At 71.0% G+C, this 20685-nt stretch carries 16 protein-coding genes; 4 read left to right on the top strand and 12 right to left on the bottom strand.

The genetic code is table 11. The features are described from left to right. Positions 1 to 46: 46 nt before the first annotated feature. From E1182_RS04350 to E1182_RS30860, 5 genes are read right to left on the bottom strand one after another with little or no spacing between them, the layout of a single operon-like run. Positions 47 to 928 (bottom strand): potassium-transporting ATPase subunit C, encoded by an 882-nt coding sequence (locus E1182_RS04350; RefSeq protein ID WP_132261322.1) that lies wholly within the window; start codon positions 926 to 928, stop codon positions 47 to 49. Beyond that, positions 928 to 3111 carry a potassium-transporting ATPase subunit KdpB gene (gene kdpB, locus E1182_RS04345; protein ID WP_132261321.1) on the bottom strand — a complete coding sequence of 728 codons (2184 nt, stop codon included), beginning with the start codon at positions 3109 to 3111 and terminating at the stop codon, positions 928 to 930. The genes E1182_RS04350 and kdpB overlap by 1 nt, the downstream gene beginning before the upstream one ends. A 20-nt stretch (positions 3112 to 3131) precedes the next feature. Further along, positions 3132 to 4787 (bottom strand): potassium-transporting ATPase subunit KdpA, encoded by a 1656-nt coding sequence (gene kdpA, locus E1182_RS04340; protein WP_132261320.1) that lies wholly within the window; start codon positions 4785 to 4787, stop codon positions 3132 to 3134. Continuing rightward, positions 4787 to 4876, bottom strand: a complete 90-nt coding sequence (gene kdpF / locus E1182_RS04335) for a K(+)-transporting ATPase subunit F (RefSeq protein WP_132261319.1) — start codon at positions 4874 to 4876, stop codon at positions 4787 to 4789. Before kdpF ends, kdpA begins: the two co-directional genes overlap by 1 nt. Beyond that, positions 4873 to 5019, bottom strand: a complete 147-nt coding sequence (locus E1182_RS30860) for a hypothetical protein (protein WP_165942506.1) — start codon at positions 5017 to 5019, stop codon at positions 4873 to 4875. The genes kdpF and E1182_RS30860 overlap by 4 nt, the downstream gene beginning before the upstream one ends. Before the next feature lie 431 nt (positions 5020 to 5450). On the opposite strand from E1182_RS30860, the gene E1182_RS32670 reads away from it, so the two are divergent. Continuing rightward, complete coding sequence (locus tag E1182_RS32670) at positions 5451 to 5582, top strand: hypothetical protein (protein WP_256370807.1); 132 nt, start codon at positions 5451 to 5453, stop codon at positions 5580 to 5582. A 17-nt stretch (positions 5583 to 5599) separates the two neighbouring features. Here E1182_RS32670 and E1182_RS04330 read toward each other — a convergent pair whose 3' ends face one another. Beyond that, positions 5600 to 7384 carry an N-acetylglutaminylglutamine amidotransferase gene (locus E1182_RS04330; RefSeq protein WP_132261318.1) on the bottom strand — a complete coding sequence of 595 codons (1785 nt, stop codon included), beginning with the start codon at positions 7382 to 7384 and terminating at the stop codon, positions 5600 to 5602. A gap of 362 nt (positions 7385 to 7746) precedes the next feature. Here E1182_RS04330 and E1182_RS04325 point away from each other — a divergent pair, with 362 nt between their 5' ends. Further along, complete coding sequence (locus tag E1182_RS04325) at positions 7747 to 8886, top strand: glutamate--cysteine ligase (protein WP_132261332.1); 1140 nt, start codon at positions 7747 to 7749, stop codon at positions 8884 to 8886. Positions 8887 to 8905: 19 nt separating this feature from the next. On the opposite strand, the gene E1182_RS04320 is transcribed toward E1182_RS04325, so the two are convergent. From E1182_RS04320 to E1182_RS04300, 5 genes are all read right to left on the bottom strand, one after another. Beyond that, positions 8906 to 9970: a CdaR family transcriptional regulator gene (locus E1182_RS04320; RefSeq protein WP_132261317.1), complete on the bottom strand. Its 1065-nt coding sequence runs from the start codon at positions 9968 to 9970 to the stop codon at positions 8906 to 8908. A gap of 108 nt (positions 9971 to 10078) precedes the next feature. Continuing rightward, entirely contained in the window at positions 10079 to 10867 is a 789-nt protein-coding gene (locus E1182_RS04315) for an ABC transporter permease subunit (RefSeq protein ID WP_132261316.1), read from the bottom strand. Beyond that, a complete protein-coding gene (locus E1182_RS04310) occupies positions 10845 to 11771 on the bottom strand; it encodes an ABC transporter ATP-binding protein (RefSeq protein WP_132261315.1) in 927 nt (308 codons plus the stop codon). The genes E1182_RS04315 and E1182_RS04310 overlap by 23 nt, the downstream gene beginning before the upstream one ends. Before the next feature lie 169 nt (positions 11772 to 11940). Beyond that, a complete protein-coding gene (locus E1182_RS04305) occupies positions 11941 to 12522 on the bottom strand; it encodes a hemerythrin domain-containing protein (protein WP_132261314.1) in 582 nt (193 codons plus the stop codon). Beyond that, positions 12515 to 13729 (bottom strand): hypothetical protein, encoded by a 1215-nt coding sequence (locus tag E1182_RS04300; protein ID WP_132261313.1) that lies wholly within the window; start codon positions 13727 to 13729, stop codon positions 12515 to 12517. The genes E1182_RS04305 and E1182_RS04300 overlap by 8 nt, the downstream gene beginning before the upstream one ends. Before the next feature lie 474 nt (positions 13730 to 14203). Here E1182_RS04300 and E1182_RS04295 point away from each other — a divergent pair, with 474 nt between their 5' ends. Next, complete coding sequence (locus E1182_RS04295; RefSeq protein WP_132261312.1) at positions 14204 to 17155, top strand: hypothetical protein; 2952 nt, start codon at positions 14204 to 14206, stop codon at positions 17153 to 17155. 60 nt (positions 17156 to 17215) lie between these two features. Here E1182_RS04295 and E1182_RS04290 read toward each other — a convergent pair whose 3' ends face one another. Further along, positions 17216 to 19984: a BTAD domain-containing putative transcriptional regulator gene (locus E1182_RS04290; protein WP_132261311.1), complete on the bottom strand. Its 2769-nt coding sequence runs from the start codon at positions 19982 to 19984 to the stop codon at positions 17216 to 17218. A gap of 173 nt (positions 19985 to 20157) precedes the next feature. Between E1182_RS04290 and E1182_RS04285 the strand changes: the two genes are divergently transcribed. Further along, positions 20158 to 20619 carry a hypothetical protein gene (locus E1182_RS04285; RefSeq protein WP_165942505.1) on the top strand — a complete coding sequence of 154 codons (462 nt, stop codon included), beginning with the start codon at positions 20158 to 20160 and terminating at the stop codon, positions 20617 to 20619. Positions 20620 to 20685 lie beyond the last annotated feature (66 nt).

Raw genomic sequence — 20685 nt, 5'->3', positions numbered from 1 at the left:
CGCCGAAGTGCCTCTTGTCATCATTCCGCCCAGGACGGGGGCCGCCTCAGCGAACGGGAAACCGCTGGTCGAGTGCCAGGTTGAGGTCCAGCACGCGCACCGCCGGCGAGCCCAGGAAACCGAGCAGCCGGCCGGTGGTGTGCTCCCGGACCAGGCGGCGGACCGCCGCCGGGTCCACGCCGCGCTCGCGCGCCACGCGGGCGACCTGGATGTCCGCGTACGCCGGGGAGATGTGCGGGTCGAGGCCGCTGCCGCTGGCGGTGACCGCGTCGGCCGGCACGGCGGGCTCGGCCGGGGCGTCGCCCCGGATCGGGACAACCAGCCCGCCGGCGGACACGTAGTCCTCACCGGGGCGGGCCAACTCGACCGGCACCCCCTGGTAGCTGCCGAGGAACGGGGTGGCCGGGGCGACCTGGTTGACGCTGACGACCCGGGTGACCGGGCCGGTCAGCCCGTCGCGGCGGAACACCGCGAGCACCGCCCCCACCCCGTCGGCGGTGCAGTACGGGCGCCGGCCGTCGACGCCGTCGAGTCCCCCCACCGCCTTGCTGCGCGCGCACACCCGGGTGAGCAGGCTCGGCCTCGACGCCGCCGGGTCGGCGGCGATGGTGTCGACCACGCTCTCCGGGCCGAGGTTGCTGGCGCCGGTGGCGGTCGGGTCGTAGCCGTCGCCGGCTGCCGACGGGCGGGACTGGAAGTAGCGCGCAACGGGGTTGCCGTCGGCGTCGGTGAAGGACTGGCCGATCAGCGTGCTGCCGACGGCGCGGCCGTCGACCGTCACGAGCGATCCGCCCGTGTTGCCGGCGAGGCCGGGCATCCGGCCGACCGCGACCATGGCCAGCGGGTACGCCAGCCCGAGCAGCACGGTGAGGACGAGCAGGGCGCGCAGGGCGGCCAGGTGTCGGGCGAGCCAGCTGGGAAGACGCATCAGGACACCCCCGGGACGAACTGGACGAGCAGGTCGATGAGCTTGATGCCGACGAACGGCACCACCATGCCACCGAGGCCGTAGACCAGCAGGTTGCGGCGCAGCAGCTTCGAGGCGGATGCCGGGCGGTACCGGACGCCGCGCAGGGCCAGCGGGATCAGCGCGACGATGACGAGTGCGTTGAAGATGACCGCGGACAGGATCGCCGACTCCGGGGTGGCCAGCCGCATGACGTTGAGGGCGTTCAGTCCGGGGTAGATGCCGGCGAACATGGCCGGGATGATCGCGAAGTATTTCGCGATGTCGTTCGAGATCGAGAAGGTGGTCAGCGCGCCGCGCGTGATCAGCAACTGCTTGCCGATCTCCACGATCTCGATCAACTTGGTCGGGTCGGAGTCGAGGTCGACCATGTTGCCGGCCTCCTTCGCCGCCGACGTGCCGGTGTTCATCGCGACGCCGACGTCGGCCTGGGCGAGCGCCGGCGCGTCGTTGGTGCCGTCGCCGGTCATCGCGACCAGCCGGCCGCCCTCCTGCTCCTTCCTGATCAGGGCGAGCTTGTCCTCCGGGGTGGCCTCGGCGAGGAAGTCGTCCACACCGGCCTCGTCGGCGATCGCCCGGGCGGTACGCGGATTGTCACCGGTGATCATCACGGTGCGGATGCCCATCCGGCGCATCTCGTCGAACCGCTCCCGCATACCGGCCTTGACCACGTCCTTGAGATGGATGACGCCGAGCGCACGCGCCGGCTGGCCGTCGACGTGCTCGGCGACCACCAGCGGGGTTCCGCCGATGCCGCTGATCTCGTCGACGATCTGACCGACCTGCTCGGTGGGGTCGCCGCCGTTCTCGCGTACCCATCTCATCACCGCGGCGGCGGCACCCTTGCGGATCCGCCGCGCCGGCCCGGCGTCCTTGGGGGTCAGGTCGACGCCGCTCATCCGGGTCTGCGCGGTGAACGGCACGAACGTGGCGTGCGGGACGAGGCCCGGTTCGCGCTCGCGCAGCCCGAACTCGTTCTTGGCCAGCACCACGACCGAACGTCCCTCCGGTGTCTCGTCGGCGAGGCTGGACAACCGCGCGGCGTCGGCGACGGTCGCCCGCTGCACGCCTTCGACCGGCACGAAATCGGCGGCCTGCCGGTTGCCGAGCGTGATGGTGCCGGTCTTGTCCAGCAGCAGCGTGTTGACGTCGCCGGCGGCCTCGACGGCCCGGCCACTCATCGCCAGCACGTTGCGCTGCACCAGGCGGTCCATGCCGGCGATGCCGATCGCCGACAGCAGCGCCCCGATGGTCGTGGGGATCAGGCAGACCAGCAGGGAGACCAGCACGATCCCGCTGATCCCGGTGGCGGTGATCGCCTGGCTGTCCGGCGCGGCTCCCTGGTAGCCCTTCGAGAAGATAGCCAGGGGCTGAAGCGTGACCACCGCCAGCAGGAAGACGATCGTGAGCGCGGCGAGCAGGATGTTCAGCGCGATCTCGTTCGGGGTCTTCTGCCGGTTGGCACCCTCGACCAGGTGGATCATCCGGTCGACGAAGCTCTCGCCCGGCTTCTGCGTGATCATCACGACGATCCGGTCGGAGAGCACCTTCGTACCGCCGGTGACCGCGCTGCGGTCCCCGCCCGACTCCCGGATCACCGGGGCGGACTCGCCGGTGATGGCGGACTCGTCGACGCTGGCGATGCCCTCGACCACGTCCCCGTCACCGGGGATGACCTGGCCGGCCTCCACCACGACGACGTCGCCCCGCGCCAGATGCGCGGCCGGGACCTCTTCGGCGCGGTACATGTCGGGGGCAGCACCCGGCGTCCAGCCGAGCAACCGGGTGGCGACGGTGTCCTGCTTCGCCTTCCGCAACGTGGCGGCCTGCGCCTTACCCCGGCCCTCGGCGACGGCCTCGGCGAGGTTGGCGAAGAGCACCGTCAGCCACAGCCAGGCGGTGATGGCGACCGCGAACACCGACGGGTCGGTCACCGCGAGCACCGTGGTGAAGACCGCGCCAACCTCCACGATCAGCATGACCGGGTTGCGCCACAGGCTGCGCGGGTCGAGCTTGCCGAGGGCATCCGGGAGGGACCGGATCAACTGTCCGGGGTCGAGCAGGCCACCGGCGCGGTCGCCGTGGGTGGCCGGCGTACCGGCGGTCGCCGCGTCGGCGGCGCCGTGCGGCGCCGGCGTGGTCATGTCGCGCTGTTTCATGGTGCTCACAGCCCTTCGGCCAGCGGGCCGAGCGCGAGTGCCGGCAGGAACGTCAGCGCCACGAGGATCACCGTGACACCGACGACCATCCCGACGAAGAGCGTCCGGTCGGTCGGCAGGGTTCCCTCGGAGGTGGGGGTAGGCTGCTGGCGGGCCAGCGAGCCGGCCAGCGCGAGCACGAAGACGATCGGCAGGAACCGGCCGAGTAACATGCAGACGCCCAGCGCGATGTTCCACCACGGCGTACCGACCGCCAGGCCGGCGAACGCGGAACCGTTGTTGTTGCTCGCCGACGTGAACGCGTACAGCACCTCGGAGAGCGCGTGCGGGCCGACGTTGAGCGCGGTCACGTCGTTGCCGGTGGCGAACGCCGCCGCCGTGCCGACCAGCGCGAGGGCCGGGGACACCAGGAAGAACAGCGACGCGAGCTTGACCTCCCGGGAGCCGATCTTCTTGCCGACGTACTCCGGGGTCCGGCCAACCATCAGCCCGGCGACGAACACGGTGACGACGGCCAGGACGAGCATGCCGTAGAGCCCGGCGCCGACACCGCCGGGCGCCACCTCGCCGAGCATCATGTTGACCATGGTCATCATGCCGCCCAGCGGGGTGTACGAGTCGTGGGCCGAGTTCACCGAGCCGGTGGAGGTGAGCGTGGTGGCGGCGGCGAAGGTGGCCGAGCCGGGAACGCCGAACCGGACCTCCTTGCCCTCCAGCGCGGCACCCACCGCCTGCGGCACGGTGCCGTCGCCGGCCAACTCGAACGCGTTCGTCAGGGTGATGCTGGCGATGGCCAGCACGGCCATGACGGCGACGACGGCGTGCCCCTGCCGGACCTGGCCGACCATCCGGCCGAAGACCCGGGGCAGGCTGAACGGGATCACCAACAGTAGGAAGATCTCCAGCCAGTTCGTCCAGGCAGCCGGGTTCTCGAACGGGTGGGCGCTGTTGGCGTTGTAGAAGCCGCCCCCGTTGGTGCCAAGATCCTTGATCGCCTCCTGGCTGGCCACCGGCCCACCGGTGATGATCTGGCTGCCTCCGGTCAAGGTGCCGACGTCGGTGCCCGTAGACAGGTTCTGCACCACGCCGCCGATCATCAGCACGATCGCGGCGAGCAGCGACAGCGGCAGCAGGATCCGCAGGGTGATCCGGACCAGGTCGACCCAGAAGTTGCCCAGGTCGCCGGTGCGGCGGCGGGCGAAGCCGCGGACCAGCGCGACGGCGACGGCGATGCCGACGGCGGCGGAGACGAAGTTCTGCACCGCCAGCCCGGCCATCTGCACCAGATGGCCCATGGTCGACTCGCCCGCGTACCACTGCCAGTTGGTGTTGGTCACGAACGACACGGCGGTGTTCCACGCGCCGTGGGCGACCACCGGCCCGAATCCGAGCGAGAGCCACAGGTGGTTCTGCAGCCGTAGGAAGGCGTACAGGAACAGGACCGAGACGGCGGAGAAGGCGAGCAGGCTGCGGGCGTACACACCCCAGGACTGCTCGACCGTCGGGTCGACCCCGACCAGCCGGTAGACGCCCCGCTCGACGCGGGAGTGCCGGGTGCCGTCGACCACCCGGTACAGGTAGTCACCGAAGGGCCGGTGGACGGCGACCAGCGCCACCGCGAGCGAGAGGACGAACAGCGCCCCGGCTGCCGTGCCGGACATCAGAACCGCTCCGGAAACAGCAGGGCGACCACCAGAAACACGGCCAGGCCGACGGCCAGTACCAGGCCGACGGCGTTGACGGGGTTCACAGCTTCTCCACACCCCTCACCACGAGGGCGAGCACCGCGAACAGTCCCACCGTCACCAGCACGAACACCACGTCAGACACGGCTGACTCTCCCTCACCGGACTCGTTCGCGCGGCCGCGTCCCGAGCCGCGCGGGGCAATCACACGCCGCTCGTCGGGTCACGGACAGGGTTCGTGACGCGGCCATGACGGCCAACGCCGGATTTTTGACGCCGTTTTCACACGGACCTCGCGGCTTGCGGCAGGTGGGGGTGTCCGGCTCGACGGACACCGCGACGTGCCGCCCGGCACGGGTCCGCGCGGCCGGTTTCGTCCCACCCCCTCGTTAGCCTCGCGCCGAGTCCATTGCGGTCGGGGTTCGGAGGCGGATGGTGCACGAGGTTCCTGACGAGTCCCTGGTTCCTGACCCGGTCGTGGCAGAGTTGGCGACAGTGGTCACGGCAACGCTTCCGCTGCTCGCCAGCCGCGTCCCGGCCGGGCCCGCAGCCTTGCTGGGGCGGCTGGGCACACCTCACGAGGCAGTCCCTACTTCACCAAGGCTCGGCCACACCCTCCGGACACCCCGCCACGGGCAGGTGCCGACGGATCCGGAGGTGCTGGTCGCGCTCCTCGCGGTGGAGCGGTTCACCGGCCGTGGTATCACCCCCGACGATTTCGCCCAGATCCAGGCCGCCGGGGTCGGTTTCCGCATCACCGACCCCGGCTGACCCGCACCGAGCGGGCCTCACCGGATGTCGTGGGTCTGCAGCCAGAGTTCCAGCAGGCCGAGCTGCCACAGCTTGTTGCTGCCGGCTGCTGCCCGCGCCGCCTCCGGGTCGGTGAGCAGTTCCTGCACGTACCCGGGCTGGAACAGCCCCCGCTCCCTGGCCGCCGGCGCCCGCAGCGCCTCGATGATGAGGTCCCGAACCGCCCCGTCCGCGTTGCGCAGCGCGGGCACCGGGAAGTACCCCTTGGGCCGGTCGATCACCTCGGCGGGCAGCACCTCGCGGGCCACGTCCTTGAGCACCCCCTTGCCACCCTGGGCCACCTTGTGCTCCGGTGGGCAGGCCGCTGCGAGCGCCACCAGGTCCTGGTCGAGAAAGGGGGTACGGACCTCCAGCCCCCAGGCCATGCTCATGCTGTCCACCCGCTTCACCGGATCGTCCGGGAGCATCCGGTGGGTGTCCAGGCGCAGCACCGCGTCCAGCGCGGTCTCCGCGCCGGGCGCGGCCAGCTCCGCGACGAGCAGTTCGTGGCTGACGTCGGTTTCGCAGACGTACCCGGGGCCGACCACCTGGATCAGTTCGGTGTGGTCTCGGTCGAAGAAGGCCGCCGCGAACGCCTCCACCGCACCGTCGCGGGGCACCGAGGCCAGCGGCTGGTGGTAGCCGTACCCGGCGAACACCTCGTCGGCGCCCTGCCCCGACTGGGCCACCTTGACCTGCCTGGCCACCTGCTCACTGAGCAGGTGGAAGGCCACCACGTCATGGCTGCCCATCGGTTCGGTCATCGCGCCCACCGCCGCCCGTACCGCCGGCACCAGGTCGTCGTTCGCCAACCGGATGCGCTGGTGGTCGGTGTCGTACGCGCGGGCGACCAGGTCCGAGTAGCCGAACTCGTCGCCGGCCTCCCCGCCCCGGCTGTCGAACCCGATGCTGAACGTCCGCAGGTGGTGCTGACCGGCCTCGGCGAGCAACGCGACGATGAGGCTGGAGTCCAGCCCGCCGGAGAGCAGAACCCCGACGGGTACGTCCGCGACCAGTCGCCGCCGTACCGCCGTGCGCAGCGCACCACCGACCGCCGCCTGCCAGTCCCGGGCGTCCATGCCGGTGTGGGCGGGCTGCCGGGCGTACTCCGGCTGCCAGTAGACGCGCTCCCGGCTGCGCCCGTCCTCGTCGATCACCCGCAGCGTCGCCGGGGGCAGCTTGCGCACGCCACGCAGCACGGTCCGGGGCGCCGGCACGATCGAGTGCCACGACAGGTAGTGGTGCAGCGCCACCGGATCGATGCCGGTGTCGACGTCCCCACCGCGCAGCAGCGCCGGCAGGGTCGAGGCGAACCGCAGTCGTCCCGGTGTCTCGGCCAGGTAGAGGGGCTTGATGCCGAGCCGGTCGCGGGCCAGCACGAGCCGCCGTCGCCGCCGGTCCACCAAACCGATGGCGAACATGCCGACCAGGTGGTCGACGAACGCCTCACCCCACTGCGCGTACGCCACCAGGATGACCTCGGTGTCGCTGGTGGAACGGAAGGTGTGCCCGGCGGCCAGCAGTTCCTCGCGCAGCTCCGGATAGTTGTAGACGCAGCCGTTGAAGACCAGTGCGAGACCCAGGTCCTCCCGGACCATCGGCTGCGCGCCGGCGTCGGACAGGTCGATGATGGTGAGCCGGCGGTGTCCGAGTGCTATCCACCCGTCGCTCCACGTACCCTCGCCGTCGGGTCCCCGCGAGCGCATCGCGTCGCTCATCCTGGCCACCGCGTCGGCGTCCGGCGGCGAACCGTCGAACCGCGCTTCCCCGCTGATGCCACACACCAGTGGCCACCCTTTCCGTCCTCGGGTCCGGTGATTCGGTCACCACGCGCCGCTGCGATCCGGACCCCGCCGACGACCACCGACACGGTCCGCCGCCGGGGGGCTACCCGCTGAGGCGAGGCGCACACCTGAACTCCGTGACGGCGTTTCCCCGCGCTGGGCGGCACGGCCGTCACCCTGCGTTGACCGATCCGGCCCTAAAGCGGGGCTGTGGATCGTACGGTGAGGGCATGACGCCGTCGGGTGACGGCCCAGTCGTCGACGAGCAGGCGTGGTCGACGAGCCTCAACCCGGAAGGGCCGGCCCTCGATCGGGAGACCGCCGGCACCACTGGCCGGGGCCAGCTCTGGAAGCAGGTGCCGATGACGTCCCATCCGCCGCGCGCCACCACCACGGACACCGCTTCCAGGCTGATGACCTTGGGGGTGGAGGAGGAGTTCCTGCTGCTGCACCCGGTCACCGGGGAGAGTCTCCCGGCCGCCGACCGGGTCCGCGCCGCACTGTCGACCGCGGCGCGTGAGCAGAGCCGGCAGGAGTTCCGGCACAGCATGGTCGAAATGGTCACGCCGGTCTGCGCCGACCTCGGTGAACTCCGGGCCCACCTGTTGGAGTTGCGCGGGCGTGCCGCCGACGCGGCCCGGGCCGTCGGGGCCCGGCTGGTCGCGGTCGGGGCCACGCCCGTACACGAGCGGCACCGTTCGGTGCCGGACGAGCCGCGGTACCACGCCATGTCCCGCCGTTTCGGCCCGGTCGCCCACGACCCGGCGGTGTGCGGCTGCCACGTGCACGTCGGCGTACCGGACCGGGAGCTGGCCGTGCAGATCTGCAACCACCTGCGCCCCTGGCTTCCGGTGGTGCAGGCCATCACCGCCAACTCGCCCCTGCACGACGGCCATGACACCGGGCACGCCAGTTGGCGGTCCATGCAGCTGGAACGCTGGCCCAGCATCGGACCCACCCCGCACTTCGAGTCCGCCACCGACTACGACGCCACCGTCGGAGAGTTGATCAAATCCGGCATCCTGCTCGACGCCGCGATGGTCTACTGGTACGCGCGCCCGTCGGCCGCCTATCCCACCGTGGAGGTCCGGGTGGGCGACGTCTGCCCGACGGTGGACGACACCGTGCTGGTCGCCGGGCTGGTCCGGGCGCTGGTGGCGACGCTCGCCGACGACGTGCGTGCCGGGGTGCCGGCTCGTCGGATCAGGGACTGCCTGGTCTCCGCCGCGCACTGGCGGGCCGCCCACGACGGTCTCGCCGGCGATCTGATCGACCTGCGCTCCGGCCGCGCCCGACCCGCCTGGGACCTGGTCGATGAGCTGCTCGCCACGGTCGCCCCGGCCCTGGACCGCCACGGCGACCTCGACCGGGTACGCGAACAGCTCACCCGGCTGCGTCGCGACGGCAACGGCGCACAACGGCAGCGCCGCGTCCTGTCCCGCACCGACGGTGACGTACGCGCCGTCCTCGACTACCTCACCGCCCAGACGGTCGGCGGCTGACTGGCCCCGGTTCCCGGGCCTACGTCGTCTGCCGGTGCGGCCAACCGAGGAGTCGGGCGCCGAGCACGGCGGCGTGCAGGGTGAAGCGTTGGGTGGGTTCGTTGGGGTGGTAACCGGTCAGGCTGTGGATGCGGTCGAGACGGTAGGTGACCGCCCGGACGGACAGGTGCATCTGGCGCGCGGTGGCGGTGTGGTTTCCCTGGTTCTCGAAGAGCACAGCCAGGGTGTCCAGGTAGGGCTCGACGCCGCCGCGGGCGGTGGTGAGCGGGCCGAGGACGGTGGTGACCAGGTCGGTGATGGCTTCCCGGTCGCGCAGCAGGACGGGAAACACCAGCAGGTCGGCGGCGTTGAGCACGGGTGCGGTGAAGCCGAGTTTGGCGGCGTGGTCGAGGGCGTTGCGTGCCTCCTCGAGGGAGGTGGCCAGGCCGTGCACCCCGGGGTGGGGACGGCCGACGGCCACCTGCCAGCCCTCGGCACCCAGCTCGGTGAGGAGCAGGTGGGCCAGTTCGGCACCGATGCCGCGCAGCCCTCCGGCGCTGATGCACACCAGATCGCCCTCGCGGAGGGTGGTGAGGATGTTGCCCTCACCGAACCGGGCGGCGAGCGCCGCGTCGACGCGGTGCGTGATGTCGGCGGTGAGGTGGGCGGCACGGGCGACCAGCACGGTGTGCGTGGCGGACAGTCGGATGCCGTAGCGGTGGGCCCGCTCGACCAGGCTGCCGGGCTCGGCCCGACCGGTCAGCAGTTCGGTGACGAACGCGGCACGCTCGGCGTCGTGGCGTACCAGCTCGGCGCGGTTCTGCTGGAGGTAGCCGTCGAGGACGGCCCGCAACACCCCGCGCGCGGCGTCCAGCAGCGTCGCCGTCCGGCGGTGCACGGCGTCCGTGGTGTCGGTGGAGTCGAGGGGCGGCGTATGCCAGCAGACCGTGGCGGCGGCGAAAACGCCGTCGACGAGGTCGTCCAGGTGCAGGCCCTCGTCGGCGGCCCGCGCTCCCAGCCGGGCGGCGGTTCGCCCGCGCCACTCGCCGGCCGGGGCGCGTAGCAGTTCTTCGCAGTCGTCGGCCAGCCAACTGTGGTCGCTCATCGGTAGGTCCTTGTCCGCGTTCCGATGACCCCCGGGTGGAGGCGGGGACGAGAGCCGGTTGCCGAACCCGGTGGCGCCGACCGTGATCGGCGGTCACCAGGTTCCGCGTCAGACACCGACGTCGCGACGGTCGAACGCCCACACTCCGGTGAGGGCCGTTGCGGCACCGACGGCCACGAGGGTGAGCAGCTCGACCGGGTGCCAACCGGTGTGCAGGGGATCGGTGCCGATGAAGTAGTGGAACGGCGACAGCCAGCGTATCCAGTGCCAGCCGTCGGACATGCCCGAGATGGCGTTGGCCATGTAGGCGGCGACGGCGAGCACGCCGGTGACCGCCAGGACGGTGCTCCGCCTTCCGGAGACGGCACCGGCGAGGAAGGCGATGCCGGTGAAGCACCACACCAGGGCGATCAGGCCGACACCGGCGGCGGCGACGTTGGACAGCGGGATGTCCATACCCGCCCGGGGGACGATGACGAGCAGCAGGAGCAACGGGATGGCCGCGACCAGGGTGACGGCGGTGCCGGTGGCGGCGAGACGCTGGCCGGCGAAGGCGGTACGGGACAGCGGGTTGGCCAGCAGGAGTTCCATGCCGCCGTCCTCCTCCGGCCGGGCGATCGTCCGGGTGGTCAGGGTGATCGCGCACATCAGGACCAGCAGCGGACCCACCAGGCTGAAGATCGTCGCCTGGAGGTAACCGGCCGGCGAGAACATGTCGGCGATGCCGAGGAAGTCCAGCATGCCCTGGGGCAGCGTCTCCTGCTTCAGTTCGGCCGCTCCCCGGAACTGGCTGTAGAACGACGTGTAGATGATGGTGAAAACGGCGACGCCGGTGGCCCAGCCGAGCACGGCACGGCGGTCGTCGCGCCAGGTCTTACGCACCAGCGCGGGAAGCATCGCCGGCTCCTTCCGAGTGGTAGTAGAACGACAGGAACGTCTCTTCCAGGTCGGGCTCGGCCGACAGCATGTCCACGACCTCGTGCCGCGCCGCCGCCTTGATCAACGGGTCGAGGCGGCCGTTCACCGTGCACCGGAGCACCGGCCCGGACACCGTCACCTCACCGACGCCGGACAGGACGTCGAACTCCGCCGGGTCCACCGGATCACTGAAGTGGATCTCCACCGACCGGACGGCCCGCTTGCCGAGCGACTCCACACGTTCGACGGCGACCAGCCGGCCGTCCCGGACGATGGCCACCCGGTCGGCGGTGTGCTGCACCTCCGCCAGGACGTGCGAGGACATGAAGACGGTCTGCCCGGCATCGCGGGCCTCCCGGACCATGGCCAAAAACTCCTGCTGCATGAGCGGATCCAGGCCACTGGTGGGCTCGTCCAGGATCAACAGCGCCGGCCGGTGCATGAACGCCTGGACCAGACCGACCTTCTGCTTGTTGCCCTTGCTCATCGTGCGTACCGGGCGGGACAGGTCCAGGTCGAGCCGCTCGGCCAGGTCGGTCACCTGGGACCAGGCCACGCCGCCGCGGGCCGCGCCGAAGAAGCGCAGCAGGTCTCCGGCCGTCTCCCGGCCGGGAAACGCCAGCTCACCCGGGAGGTAGCCGATCTGCCGGTGCAACGCGGCCTTGTCGCGACGCGGGTCGAGCCCGAGGACGGTCGCGCGGCCGGAGGTCGGACGCAGGAAATCCAGCAGCAGACGGATGGTGGTGGTCTTCCCGGCACCGTTCGGGCCGAGGAAACCCAGCACCTCACCGGCACCGACCTGAAGCGTGAGACTGTCGATGCCGCGACGCTGGCCGTAGAACTTCGTCAAGTCCTCGGTGAGCACGGCAAAGTTGCTTGTCATGCCCATATCGTGGCGCTCACGCCCATCCGCCATCCAGGGCGGCACCCGGCCGACATCGGCCGACATTCTTGCCGGCGTCCGGCAATCAACCCCTGACCGATCACCTACCCGGCGGCGGGCCGGTGGTGGCCTCCCAGAGCCCGGGAGGCCACCGCCGGCCCGCCTGCCGTCAACCCTTCCCCTCGGACGGCTTGCGCACCGCGTCGCGGATCCGGTCGATGACCGCCAGCGCCGGGCCCATGGCCAGGTTGGCCGTGGCGGACTGGGCGCCGGGGTGAGGCCGGGTGGGGGCGGTCGCCTCCGCGGCCCGCACCGCGGCGGCCAGCCCGCGTAGCTGCTCGGCGGGCACGTGCTGGCGCAGCCGGGGGAACTCGTGGCGCTCCTCGTACCGGGCGTGGGTGAGCACGGCGTCGCGCAGCAGGATGATGCCGGTTTCGAAACCCTCGGCGTCCACCCCACCCGCGACCAAGGTCCGCAGTGTCTCCTTGGCCTGGCGTTCCTCGGCCAGTCGCTCGTCCACCATGGCGTCGCCGCCGCTGCCGGGCAGGCCGCGGGCCAGCGGATGGACCACCTCCTCCTCGGCGGTCTCGTGCGCCGCGAGCAGTTTGACCAGGTCGTCGAAGGCTTCCCGGCGGATGTCGCCGGTACCGCCGATGACGAGCAGGAACAGCTGTTCGATCCGCGCGTGCTGGGCGAGCAGCAGGTCGACCACGTCTTCCTCGTACCTGGTCCGGGCGCCGGTGTCAGTCATGGCTGCCTCCCCGGGCGCGCAGACCCGCCACCGGGTGCGGGCCCTCGGTCTCGATCCGGTACTCGTCGCCGAAGCGGTCCCGGTGCAGGTCGATGACCTGCTCGCTGGGCGGCTGCTGGCCGTCGTGCACCTGCTGCTGCATCCACTCGAAGCGCTCGTGTGCCTCCCGCACGTACCCCTCGCCGAGCTTGGTGAGGTCGATCTGGGTCGCCAGCAGGTGGCGCAGGTACTCCTTGTTGGGTTCGAAGGTCAGTGGCTCGGGCAGGCCCGCGCTGCCGACGATCTCCTCCGGCTCCCGGCCGTCGTGCCGGCGCAGCAGGTCGGCGGCCTGTTGGAGGTGCGCCAGTTCCATCTGCAGGTGCAGCTCCCACACCGCCTTGATCCGCGGGTCGCTCTCCTGCTGGTGGAAGGAGTAGTAGAGCCAGCATTCGTTGTACTCGTGGGTGAGCAGCCGCTCCCACCAGGTCTCACCCGGGTCGACCAGCGACTCGTAGTGGGTGACGTGTTCCTGCTCGATCAGGCTGATCTCCTGGTAGAGCTGGCGGGCGATCGGCTCCATGTACTGCGGGCCGACGTTCATGTAGTAGAACATCACCTGCTGCTCGGCGGAGAGGATCGTCAGCGCGTTCAACTTCGACCGCGGGTCGACGCTGTTGCGGTCGTACGGGGTACGGACCTCGTCGAACGGGTGTCGGTGCTCCTGCACGGTGGGCCGCCCCGGCATGACCTCGGTGAGCCCGTCGACGATCTTCTCGGCCTTGCGCCGCTCCACCATCTCGTACAGGTTGGCGTAGCGGTACAGGTGGTCGAAGTCCTCCAGGACGCCGAACTCGTACGCCTGCCTCAGGTACGGGTCGGGTTCGTGGCGGGCGACCCAGGCGGTAAGGTCCACCGCGACCTGTTCATAACCCAGGGTCGTCTCCAGCACGCTGGCCACGCCGGGCAGCAGCCAGTTCACCACCCGCTGCTGCTGGCTCTCGACGTACCGGACGTACGCCAACTGGCGGCGGACCTCCTGGTCGGAGCAGTTGCGGGCGAACTGGTGCTGGAAGTTGATCGCCTCCACCTCGATGCCGTTCATGGTGATGATCCGGCAGCGGGTGTAGGGGTCGACCGCCTCCGGGTCGATCGGCTCCACGTTCAGCTCGCGCCAGTTGCGGATCTGGCTCTCGAGGGGAAGCCCCTTGTGGTCCAGTGGATTGAACATCGCCTCTCCGTTCGCTTCGGGGGTTTCCGCGGGGGCACCCGTGCCGCCCGGTACCGGCCGTCCTCGCCGGGGAATCTGCGAGCCTCAGTCCTGTCCGTGACGTTATGCCCCGTCTCCGCTTCTACCCGCAGCGATGCGTCCTACACGGAAAGCATCGGACCCTGCGGCAGGAAGTCACCGGCACCTGCCCTGCGCGCGGGTACCGGCCTGGGGCCTGGGGCCAGGGGCGGTGAGCAACCCGGCCACACCCGGACAGGGCCGCGATCTCAGCGCATTTTCAGTGCGCGATCAGCGACGCACGCTACGTTCCCCCGGCCCATCGGGCGTGTCGCGGCGTCACCCGCGCTCCGTCCACGACGGTACGGACCGGGTTGCCTGGTCGACGAGGTCCTGACGTCAGCTTCCGCACGCTGAGTGCGACGCCACGCCCGCCCGGTGCGCCCGTTTTGCCCATCCCCGGCAGCGAGGAGCAGCGTGAGACACATCCTGGCAATGGGTACGGCCGCGGTCACCCTGGCCGCGGCCGTACTCGTCGGCGGCCCGTCGCAGGCCGCGCCCCCCGACGGCACCGGACGCCGCGTCGGTGACGGTTCGGCCCGACCGGCACCGACGGCACCCGCCCCGACCCACGACACCGATCAGTACGTGCCCCAGCGCCCGCAGCCGTACCGACCGGTGACGCCGGACCGCAAGGCCGCGCGACCGAAGGCGACCCCGCCGGACTTCGGACCACACGAGAAGATCGTCCGCGCGTACCACCGCGGCCAGCTGTCGCTCGACGAGACCGTGCGGTACGGCACGATGGTCGGTTCCCCCGCCTCGGTACCCGCGCACCTGCGTCCCACCGGCGCCATCAAGGACCCGACAAGGTACCTGACGTACCTGTCGATGCTGTCGGCCAAGGCGACGCCGGCTGCCTCCCGCACCCTGACCCCGACGCTCACCGCACCCGCACCCGCCGCCGGGCCCACCGGGTACGACGACTGCGCGGCCGAGGACTACGAGTATCTCGACGTCAACTACAAGTGCCGGGCCAGCGCCGGCGAGTTCCTCATCCTGTACAACGTCGCCGGCAGCGGCCAGCCCGGCATTCCGCCGGTGTACAACCCGAACGGGCGGCCGGAGGCCGTGCAGCACATGCTGAACTCGCTGTCGATCGCGGTCGGCGAGTACCGGGAGATGGGGTACCCCCTGCCGGTTCGCGCCGACAAGCCGTACGTGCTCGTGTACGGCGTGGACAAGCTCGGCCGGGCGGAGGTCACCGCGCCGATGGTGTTGCCGTTGGGCATGAACCAGCAGCCCACCATCCTGGTGCCGACCAGCGAGACCGAGTGGGACTACATGCCCCGGCACGAGCTGTTCCACGTCATGCAGTACCAGTACTGGGACCGCTCCGACGTCGTCGCGGACTGGCTCTGGGACTTCGTGGGCGGCAAGGAGTTCGGCTCGATGAACTGGTGGATGGAGGCCACCGCGGAGTGGGCGACCCACCAGACCTACGCCCGCACCGGCGGGTGGAGCCCGCTCGGTGAGGACGACAACTACGCCCGCAACGTGGACGACGTGCTCTCCAAGCCCGGGCAGGCGTTGAACTCCTGGGGTGGCCTCGGCGGCGGCCCACAGTACGGCTCGTTCCTGCTGCCCGCGTACCTCACCGAACGGACCGATGGCGCGTTCGTGCGGCACACCTGGGAGAGCGTGCGGGACCACGACCACCTGCCGATCGAGGCGATCCGCAACGCGGTGGCGGGCTACGGCATGGACTTCAAGCACATGCTGCTGGGCTACCACATCGCCAACTACCGGCTGGCGAAGGCGAACAATCCCTCCCTGCCGACCCCGCCGGGCAGCTGGGATATCTACGGCTACCAGGACCCCGACGCCAGCCTGTGGCGATCGGAGCTGTACGGCGTCACCGCGACCGACGACGACGGTCTGGGAGATGCCCGGCCGGCGCGCAAGAAGCACACCGTCGCGGCCGGTACGCACACCGAGTACCAGGACATCCTGCGCAAGGGTGGGGCGGTCTACCACGACTTCTGGGCAAAGGCGCAGTCCGGCGACCCGAGCTGCGGCTACTGCTCCACCCTGCTGGTGGACACCACCAAGGACAAGAACCGCAGCTCCGCCATCATCATCTGGTCGCCCAAGGGCAGCCCCGGCTCACTGGCCGAGTACCCGACCATCCAGACGGTGAAGTACCCCGACGCCGGCGGCCTCATCACGGTGTCGAACTTCGCGTACCCGATGGTGGCCACGCTGGTGACCACCTGGACCGAACTGGACGTCCACTCCCAGGACGCCGCCGAGTCCCCCAAGACGTTCAGCACCTACATGGAGACCACACTGCCGATCAAGGAACGGCAGTGCTCGTTGCGGGCGCCCAACGTCACCAGCCTGCACCTGAACGCCGCCCCCGAGGCGACGTTCAACAACTACGCGGCCAGCACCCCGGACGGCTGGACCGGCGGCGACTCCACCTACTCGGTGAAGCTGCCGGACGGCCGCATCATCTGGCTGTTCTCCGACACCTGGCTCGGCCCGCTCAACGACAACGGCACCCGGCCGACGACAGCGCCGCTGGTCAACAACACGTTCGTGGTGCAGAACGGCAACAACCTCACGACGTACCACGGTGGAACGGCCGGAGCGCCCAGGGCCATCATGGGTCCCACCTCCACGACCACCTGGTTCTGGATCGGCGACGGGCACCTCTCCGGCGGTAAGTTGCAGGCGGTGTACCAGGAGTACCTGAAGTTCGGCCCCGGGTCGTGGGACTTCCGGTTCAACCGCAACGTGGTGGCGGACTTCGACCTGGGCAACCTGCGCACCCCCGTCCGCGTCCGCGACCTGCCGTCGGCCAGTGGAGTGGCATGGGGTTCGGCGCTGCTGCCGGCCAGCCGCAGCGGTGACGGCTACACCTACATCTACGGCGTCGACGACTCGCCGACGCACAAGCAGATGCGCATCGCCCGGGTCCAGGGCGACGACCTCGGGTCCGGCACCTGGCAGTACTACACGCCGTGGGGCTGGTCGTTCCGGGAGCAGAACGCCCGCAACACGCTCACCGGCATCGCGAACGAGTACAGCGTGACGCCGTGGAACGGCCAGTACCTGCTGCTCAGCCAGGACAGCACCGAGGCGTTCAGCGGCCAGATCATGGCGTACACGTCGTGCTCGCCGTTCGGGCCGTTCACCAACCGCACCCCGATCTACCGGATGCCCGAACCGGGTCCGTACGGCAGCTACTGGGACGGTGACATCATCGCGTACAACGCGCACGTCCACGCGTCACTGAGTTCCGGCAACACCTTCGTCGCCTCGTACAACGTGAACAGCATGGACACCAGAGTGAGCCCCGAAGGGGACCACTACCGGGACCCGGGGATCTACCGCCCACGGTTCTTCCGGTTCACCCTCGGATAGCTTGACCGGGCGGTGTGGCGGTGCGGATCCCGCGCCGCCACACCGCCGTCACGGCGGGAGTCATCCCGGGCCGAGCTGACGCAGCCGCTCGGCCAGTTCCGCGGCTGCGGCGGCGTCCAGGCCGTGCAGCAGGGCCAGCGCCCGCCGCCACGCACGCCCGCACCCGGCCGCCTCGCCGGCGGCAAGGCGGCTCTCCCCGAGGTTGACCAACGTACGCGCCTTGCCCATCCGGTCGCCGCACTCCTGCGACATCTCGATGCTGCGCTCGTAGCACCCGATGGCGAGGTGGTATTCGCCGCGCTGGTGGTGGATGTACCCCATGCTGTCCCAGCCGGCCGCCTCTCCGTGCCGGTCCGCGCTGGCCCGCAGCAACGCCAACCCCGCCCGGCAGTGCGTGAGTGCCGCGCCGTACTCGCCGAGCTGGGCGTGCTCCCAGCCGAGCGCGGCGAGGGTCCGTGCCTCCCCGACGTCATCGCGTTCGGCGCGGAACAGGTCCAGGGCGAGTTCCAGGTGACGCACCGCGTCCCGGTGGCGTTTCTGCCGGTCGAGCATTCGGGCCACGTCCAGTTGGACGTGCGCCTGCCCGATCCGGTCGTCGACCGCCCGGTAACGGTCCAGCGCGTGCTGGTAGTGGGTTTCGGCGTCGCCGTGTCGGCCCAGCCGGTCGTAGCCGTCGGCCAGGTACCGGTGTGCCACCGCCTGCGCCGCGGTGTCGGCGGCCTTCGTCGCCATCGTCACCGCCGTACGCTGCGCCCGCACCTGGTCGTGGCGGTGCCACTGCCGGCTCAGCCACGGCTTGATCGTCCAGGCGAGCTGCCAGGCGTGGGCGGCGAGCCCTTCGGCGGCGGCCCGGTCGATCGCGGCCAGCACCGCCGGCCGTTCGGCGGTGAACCAGGCCAGGGCCTGCCTGCGGTCGGCCGGCTGGTCGACGGGTACGTCGTCGACGCAGGGCTCGAACCGGATCGGCGCCCGGTTCGGCTCCACCAGGATGTCGGCGCGCCGGGCACTGTGCAGGTAGTGGTCGATGAGCCGGCGTACCGCCCGGCGGCGGTCCTCCGCCGGATCGGTGGCGTACGCCAGTTCTTCGGCGTACGCCCGGAGCAGGTCGTGGAACCGGTAGCGGCCGGGGACGTGTTCCTCGATGAGGTGTACCCGGACCAGCTCACCGAGCAGCGCCCGCGCCCGTGGCACGGGCAGCCCCGTGAGGCTGGCCGCCCCGGACAGGCTGATGTCCGGGCCGAGGTGCAGGCCGAGCCGCCGGAACACCAGCGCGGTCTGGGTGCCGAGCGCCCGGTAGGACCAGGAGAAGACCGTCCGTACGTCGGTGGCCGAGTCACCGTTGGCCAGGGCGTCGAGGCGATCACTGCTCTGCTTCAGCTCGGCCGCGAGCGCGTTCAGGGTCAGGCGGGGACTGGTGGCGGCGCGGGCAGCGACCACGGCCAGCGCCAGGGGCAGCCGCCCGCACGATTCGACGATCTCCGCGGCCGCCCGTGGTTCGCCGGCGACCCGCCCGCTGCCCAGGCGCCTGGCCAGGAACTCCCGTGCCTCTGCCGCCGAGGGACGCCCGAGCGGGAGCGGCATCGCGCCGTGCCCGGCCACCAGTCCGGGCAGTTGGTCGCGGCTGTTCACCAGGACGAGGCAGCCCGGCACTCCGGGCAACAACGGGCGGACCTGCGCGGCGTCCCGCGCGTTGTCCAGCACGATCAGCACGCGGCGCGGTGCGACAACCGTACGGAGCAGGGCGGACTGTTCGTCCAGGGCCGCCGGCAGCCGGCTTGCCGGCACGCCCAGGCCGACCAGCAGCCGGCGCAGCGCATCGGCCGGTTCCATCGCGGCCCCCGAGGTGTCGAAGCCGCGCAGATTCACGAAGAGCTGCCCGTCCGGGAAGTGGTCGGTGACCCGGTGGGCCCAGTGCACGGTGAGCGCCGTCTTGCCTGCGCCGGGAGCACCACTGACCACGGCGATCGCGACACCGGCGTGCCGCGACTCCAGCAACGCGTCGAGCGCGGCCAGTTCTCTGGTACGGCCGGTGAAGTGGGGCACCGGCGCGGGCAACTGCCGGGAGCAGGAACCGTCCGGCGCCGACGGCCCGGCCGGGGTGCCGTCGGCCAGCACCGCCCGGTGGACGCGGTGCAGTTCGTCACCGGGTTCGACGCCGAGATCCCTGGTCAGCCGGAGCCGGGTTTCCCGGAACACCGCCAGGGCTTCGGTACGTCTGCCGGCGCGGTGCAGCGCGGTCATCCACAGCGCGACGGCGGTCTCCCGCATCGGGTGCTCGGCGACGACGGCGGCCAGCCGGGCCACCGCATCGGCAACCCGCCCCGCACCGAGCTCGATCCGGGACAGCTCCTCGATGGCGGTGACCCGCTCCTGTTCGAGGATCTGCCCGATGGTCGCCCCGAGCCACTCGCCCGCGACGTCGGCGAATGCGGGACCGCGCCACAGGTTCACGGCCGTTCGCAGCAGCTCGTCGGGGACGGCGTCCGCGACCGTCGCCTGCCGCACCAGCCGTCGGAACCGGTGCGCGTCCACCGACTCGCGCGGCACGGACAGCTGGTAGCCGTGCCCCGCCCTGGCCAGCTCGACTGCCGGGACGCCACGGACGAGCCGACGGAGTCGGGACACGTGCCCCTGGATGGCGTTACGCGCCGAGGCGGGCGGGTTGTCGCCCCACAGCGCGGTGACCAACTGGTCGAGGGTGACCACGTGCCCCGGGGCCAACAGGAGCATCGCCAGGATGGTGCGTTGCTGGGCGTTCGTCGGGCAGAGCCGCTGGCCGTCGCGCCACACCCCGACCGGTCCCAGCACCCGAAACTCGACATCGTCCACTGTCCACCGTTCCCCCGCACCCGAGCAACCGCCGCGAGCAGGTCAGCCTAGTGTCCACCGCCGACAGGACGCCGCCGAGGACGGCACGATCAGCGCGATTTCAGTGCCCTTTCACGGGTCGCCGATACGGTCCCCGACGATCCACGCCAGCCATTGATCCCGGGAGCAGTGCTATGACTTTCCGTACCCTTCGTCGTGCCGGCGTGCTGACCGCCTGCCTCACCACCCTGGCTGCCGCGAACCTGTTCGCCGCCGCGCCCGCGCAGGCCGCGGTGTCCTGCTCGGGCACCGTGACCTACAGCAAGACGGTGCCGAGCAGCAACCCCGTCGGCGAGTTGGTCATCTACTACAACACCAGCAACGGCGGCACCAACAGCGCCTGCTTCTACCACCGGGGTGCCGCCTACGGGAAGTCCGCGCTGACCGGGGTGCAGATCGGGCGCTGCGCGCAGCAGTCGGGGCAGGGACGGCCCTGCGATTTCACCGCGCTCTCCTCCCCGGACGAGGGCACCTACTCCTACCAGGCCGGACCGGTCGGGGTCACCGGCACCGCCAACTACTGCGTCTCGGCGAAGGGTTGGATCGCGTGGGGTGGCCGCGTCTACACCGTTGACAGCCTCACCCGGGGTTGTTGAGCCACCACCCGCACTCGACATGGGCACGCGGCGTTCCTGTTTGCGGTGGGTGGTGTCCGGCGCGTG

Origin of the sequence: Micromonospora sp. KC721, assembly GCF_004348355.1 — a bacterium.
Lineage (GTDB): Bacteria > Actinomycetota > Actinomycetes > Mycobacteriales > Micromonosporaceae > Micromonospora.
This window is presented reverse-complemented; position numbering and strand designations above follow the sequence as displayed.

Coding starts and splice junctions, on each gene's coding strand:
- E1182_RS04320 (WP_132261317.1), bottom strand. CDS start 9,970: ATGAGCGACCACAGTTGGCTGGCCGACGACTGCGAAGAACTGCTACGC.
- E1182_RS04305 (WP_132261314.1), bottom strand. CDS start 12,522: ATGACTGACACCGGCGCCCGGACCAGGTACGAGGAAGACGTGGTCGAC.
- E1182_RS04285 (WP_165942505.1), top strand. CDS start 20,158: ATGACTTTCCGTACCCTTCGTCGTGCCGGCGTGCTGACCGCCTGCCTC.
- kdpB (WP_132261321.1), bottom strand. CDS start 3,111: ATGACCACGCCGGCGCCGCACGGCGCCGCCGACGCGGCGACCGCCGGT.
- E1182_RS04310 (WP_132261315.1), bottom strand. CDS start 11,771: ATGACAAGCAACTTTGCCGTGCTCACCGAGGACTTGACGAAGTTCTAC.
- E1182_RS04300 (WP_132261313.1), bottom strand. CDS start 13,729: ATGTTCAATCCACTGGACCACAAGGGGCTTCCCCTCGAGAGCCAGATC.
- kdpA (WP_132261320.1), bottom strand. CDS start 4,787: ATGTCCGGCACGGCAGCCGGGGCGCTGTTCGTCCTCTCGCTCGCGGTG.
- E1182_RS04350 (WP_132261322.1), bottom strand. CDS start 928: ATGCGTCTTCCCAGCTGGCTCGCCCGACACCTGGCCGCCCTGCGCGCC.
- E1182_RS04325 (WP_132261332.1), top strand. CDS start 7,747: ATGACGTCCCATCCGCCGCGCGCCACCACCACGGACACCGCTTCCAGG.
- E1182_RS04315 (WP_132261316.1), bottom strand. CDS start 10,867: ATGCTTCCCGCGCTGGTGCGTAAGACCTGGCGCGACGACCGCCGTGCC.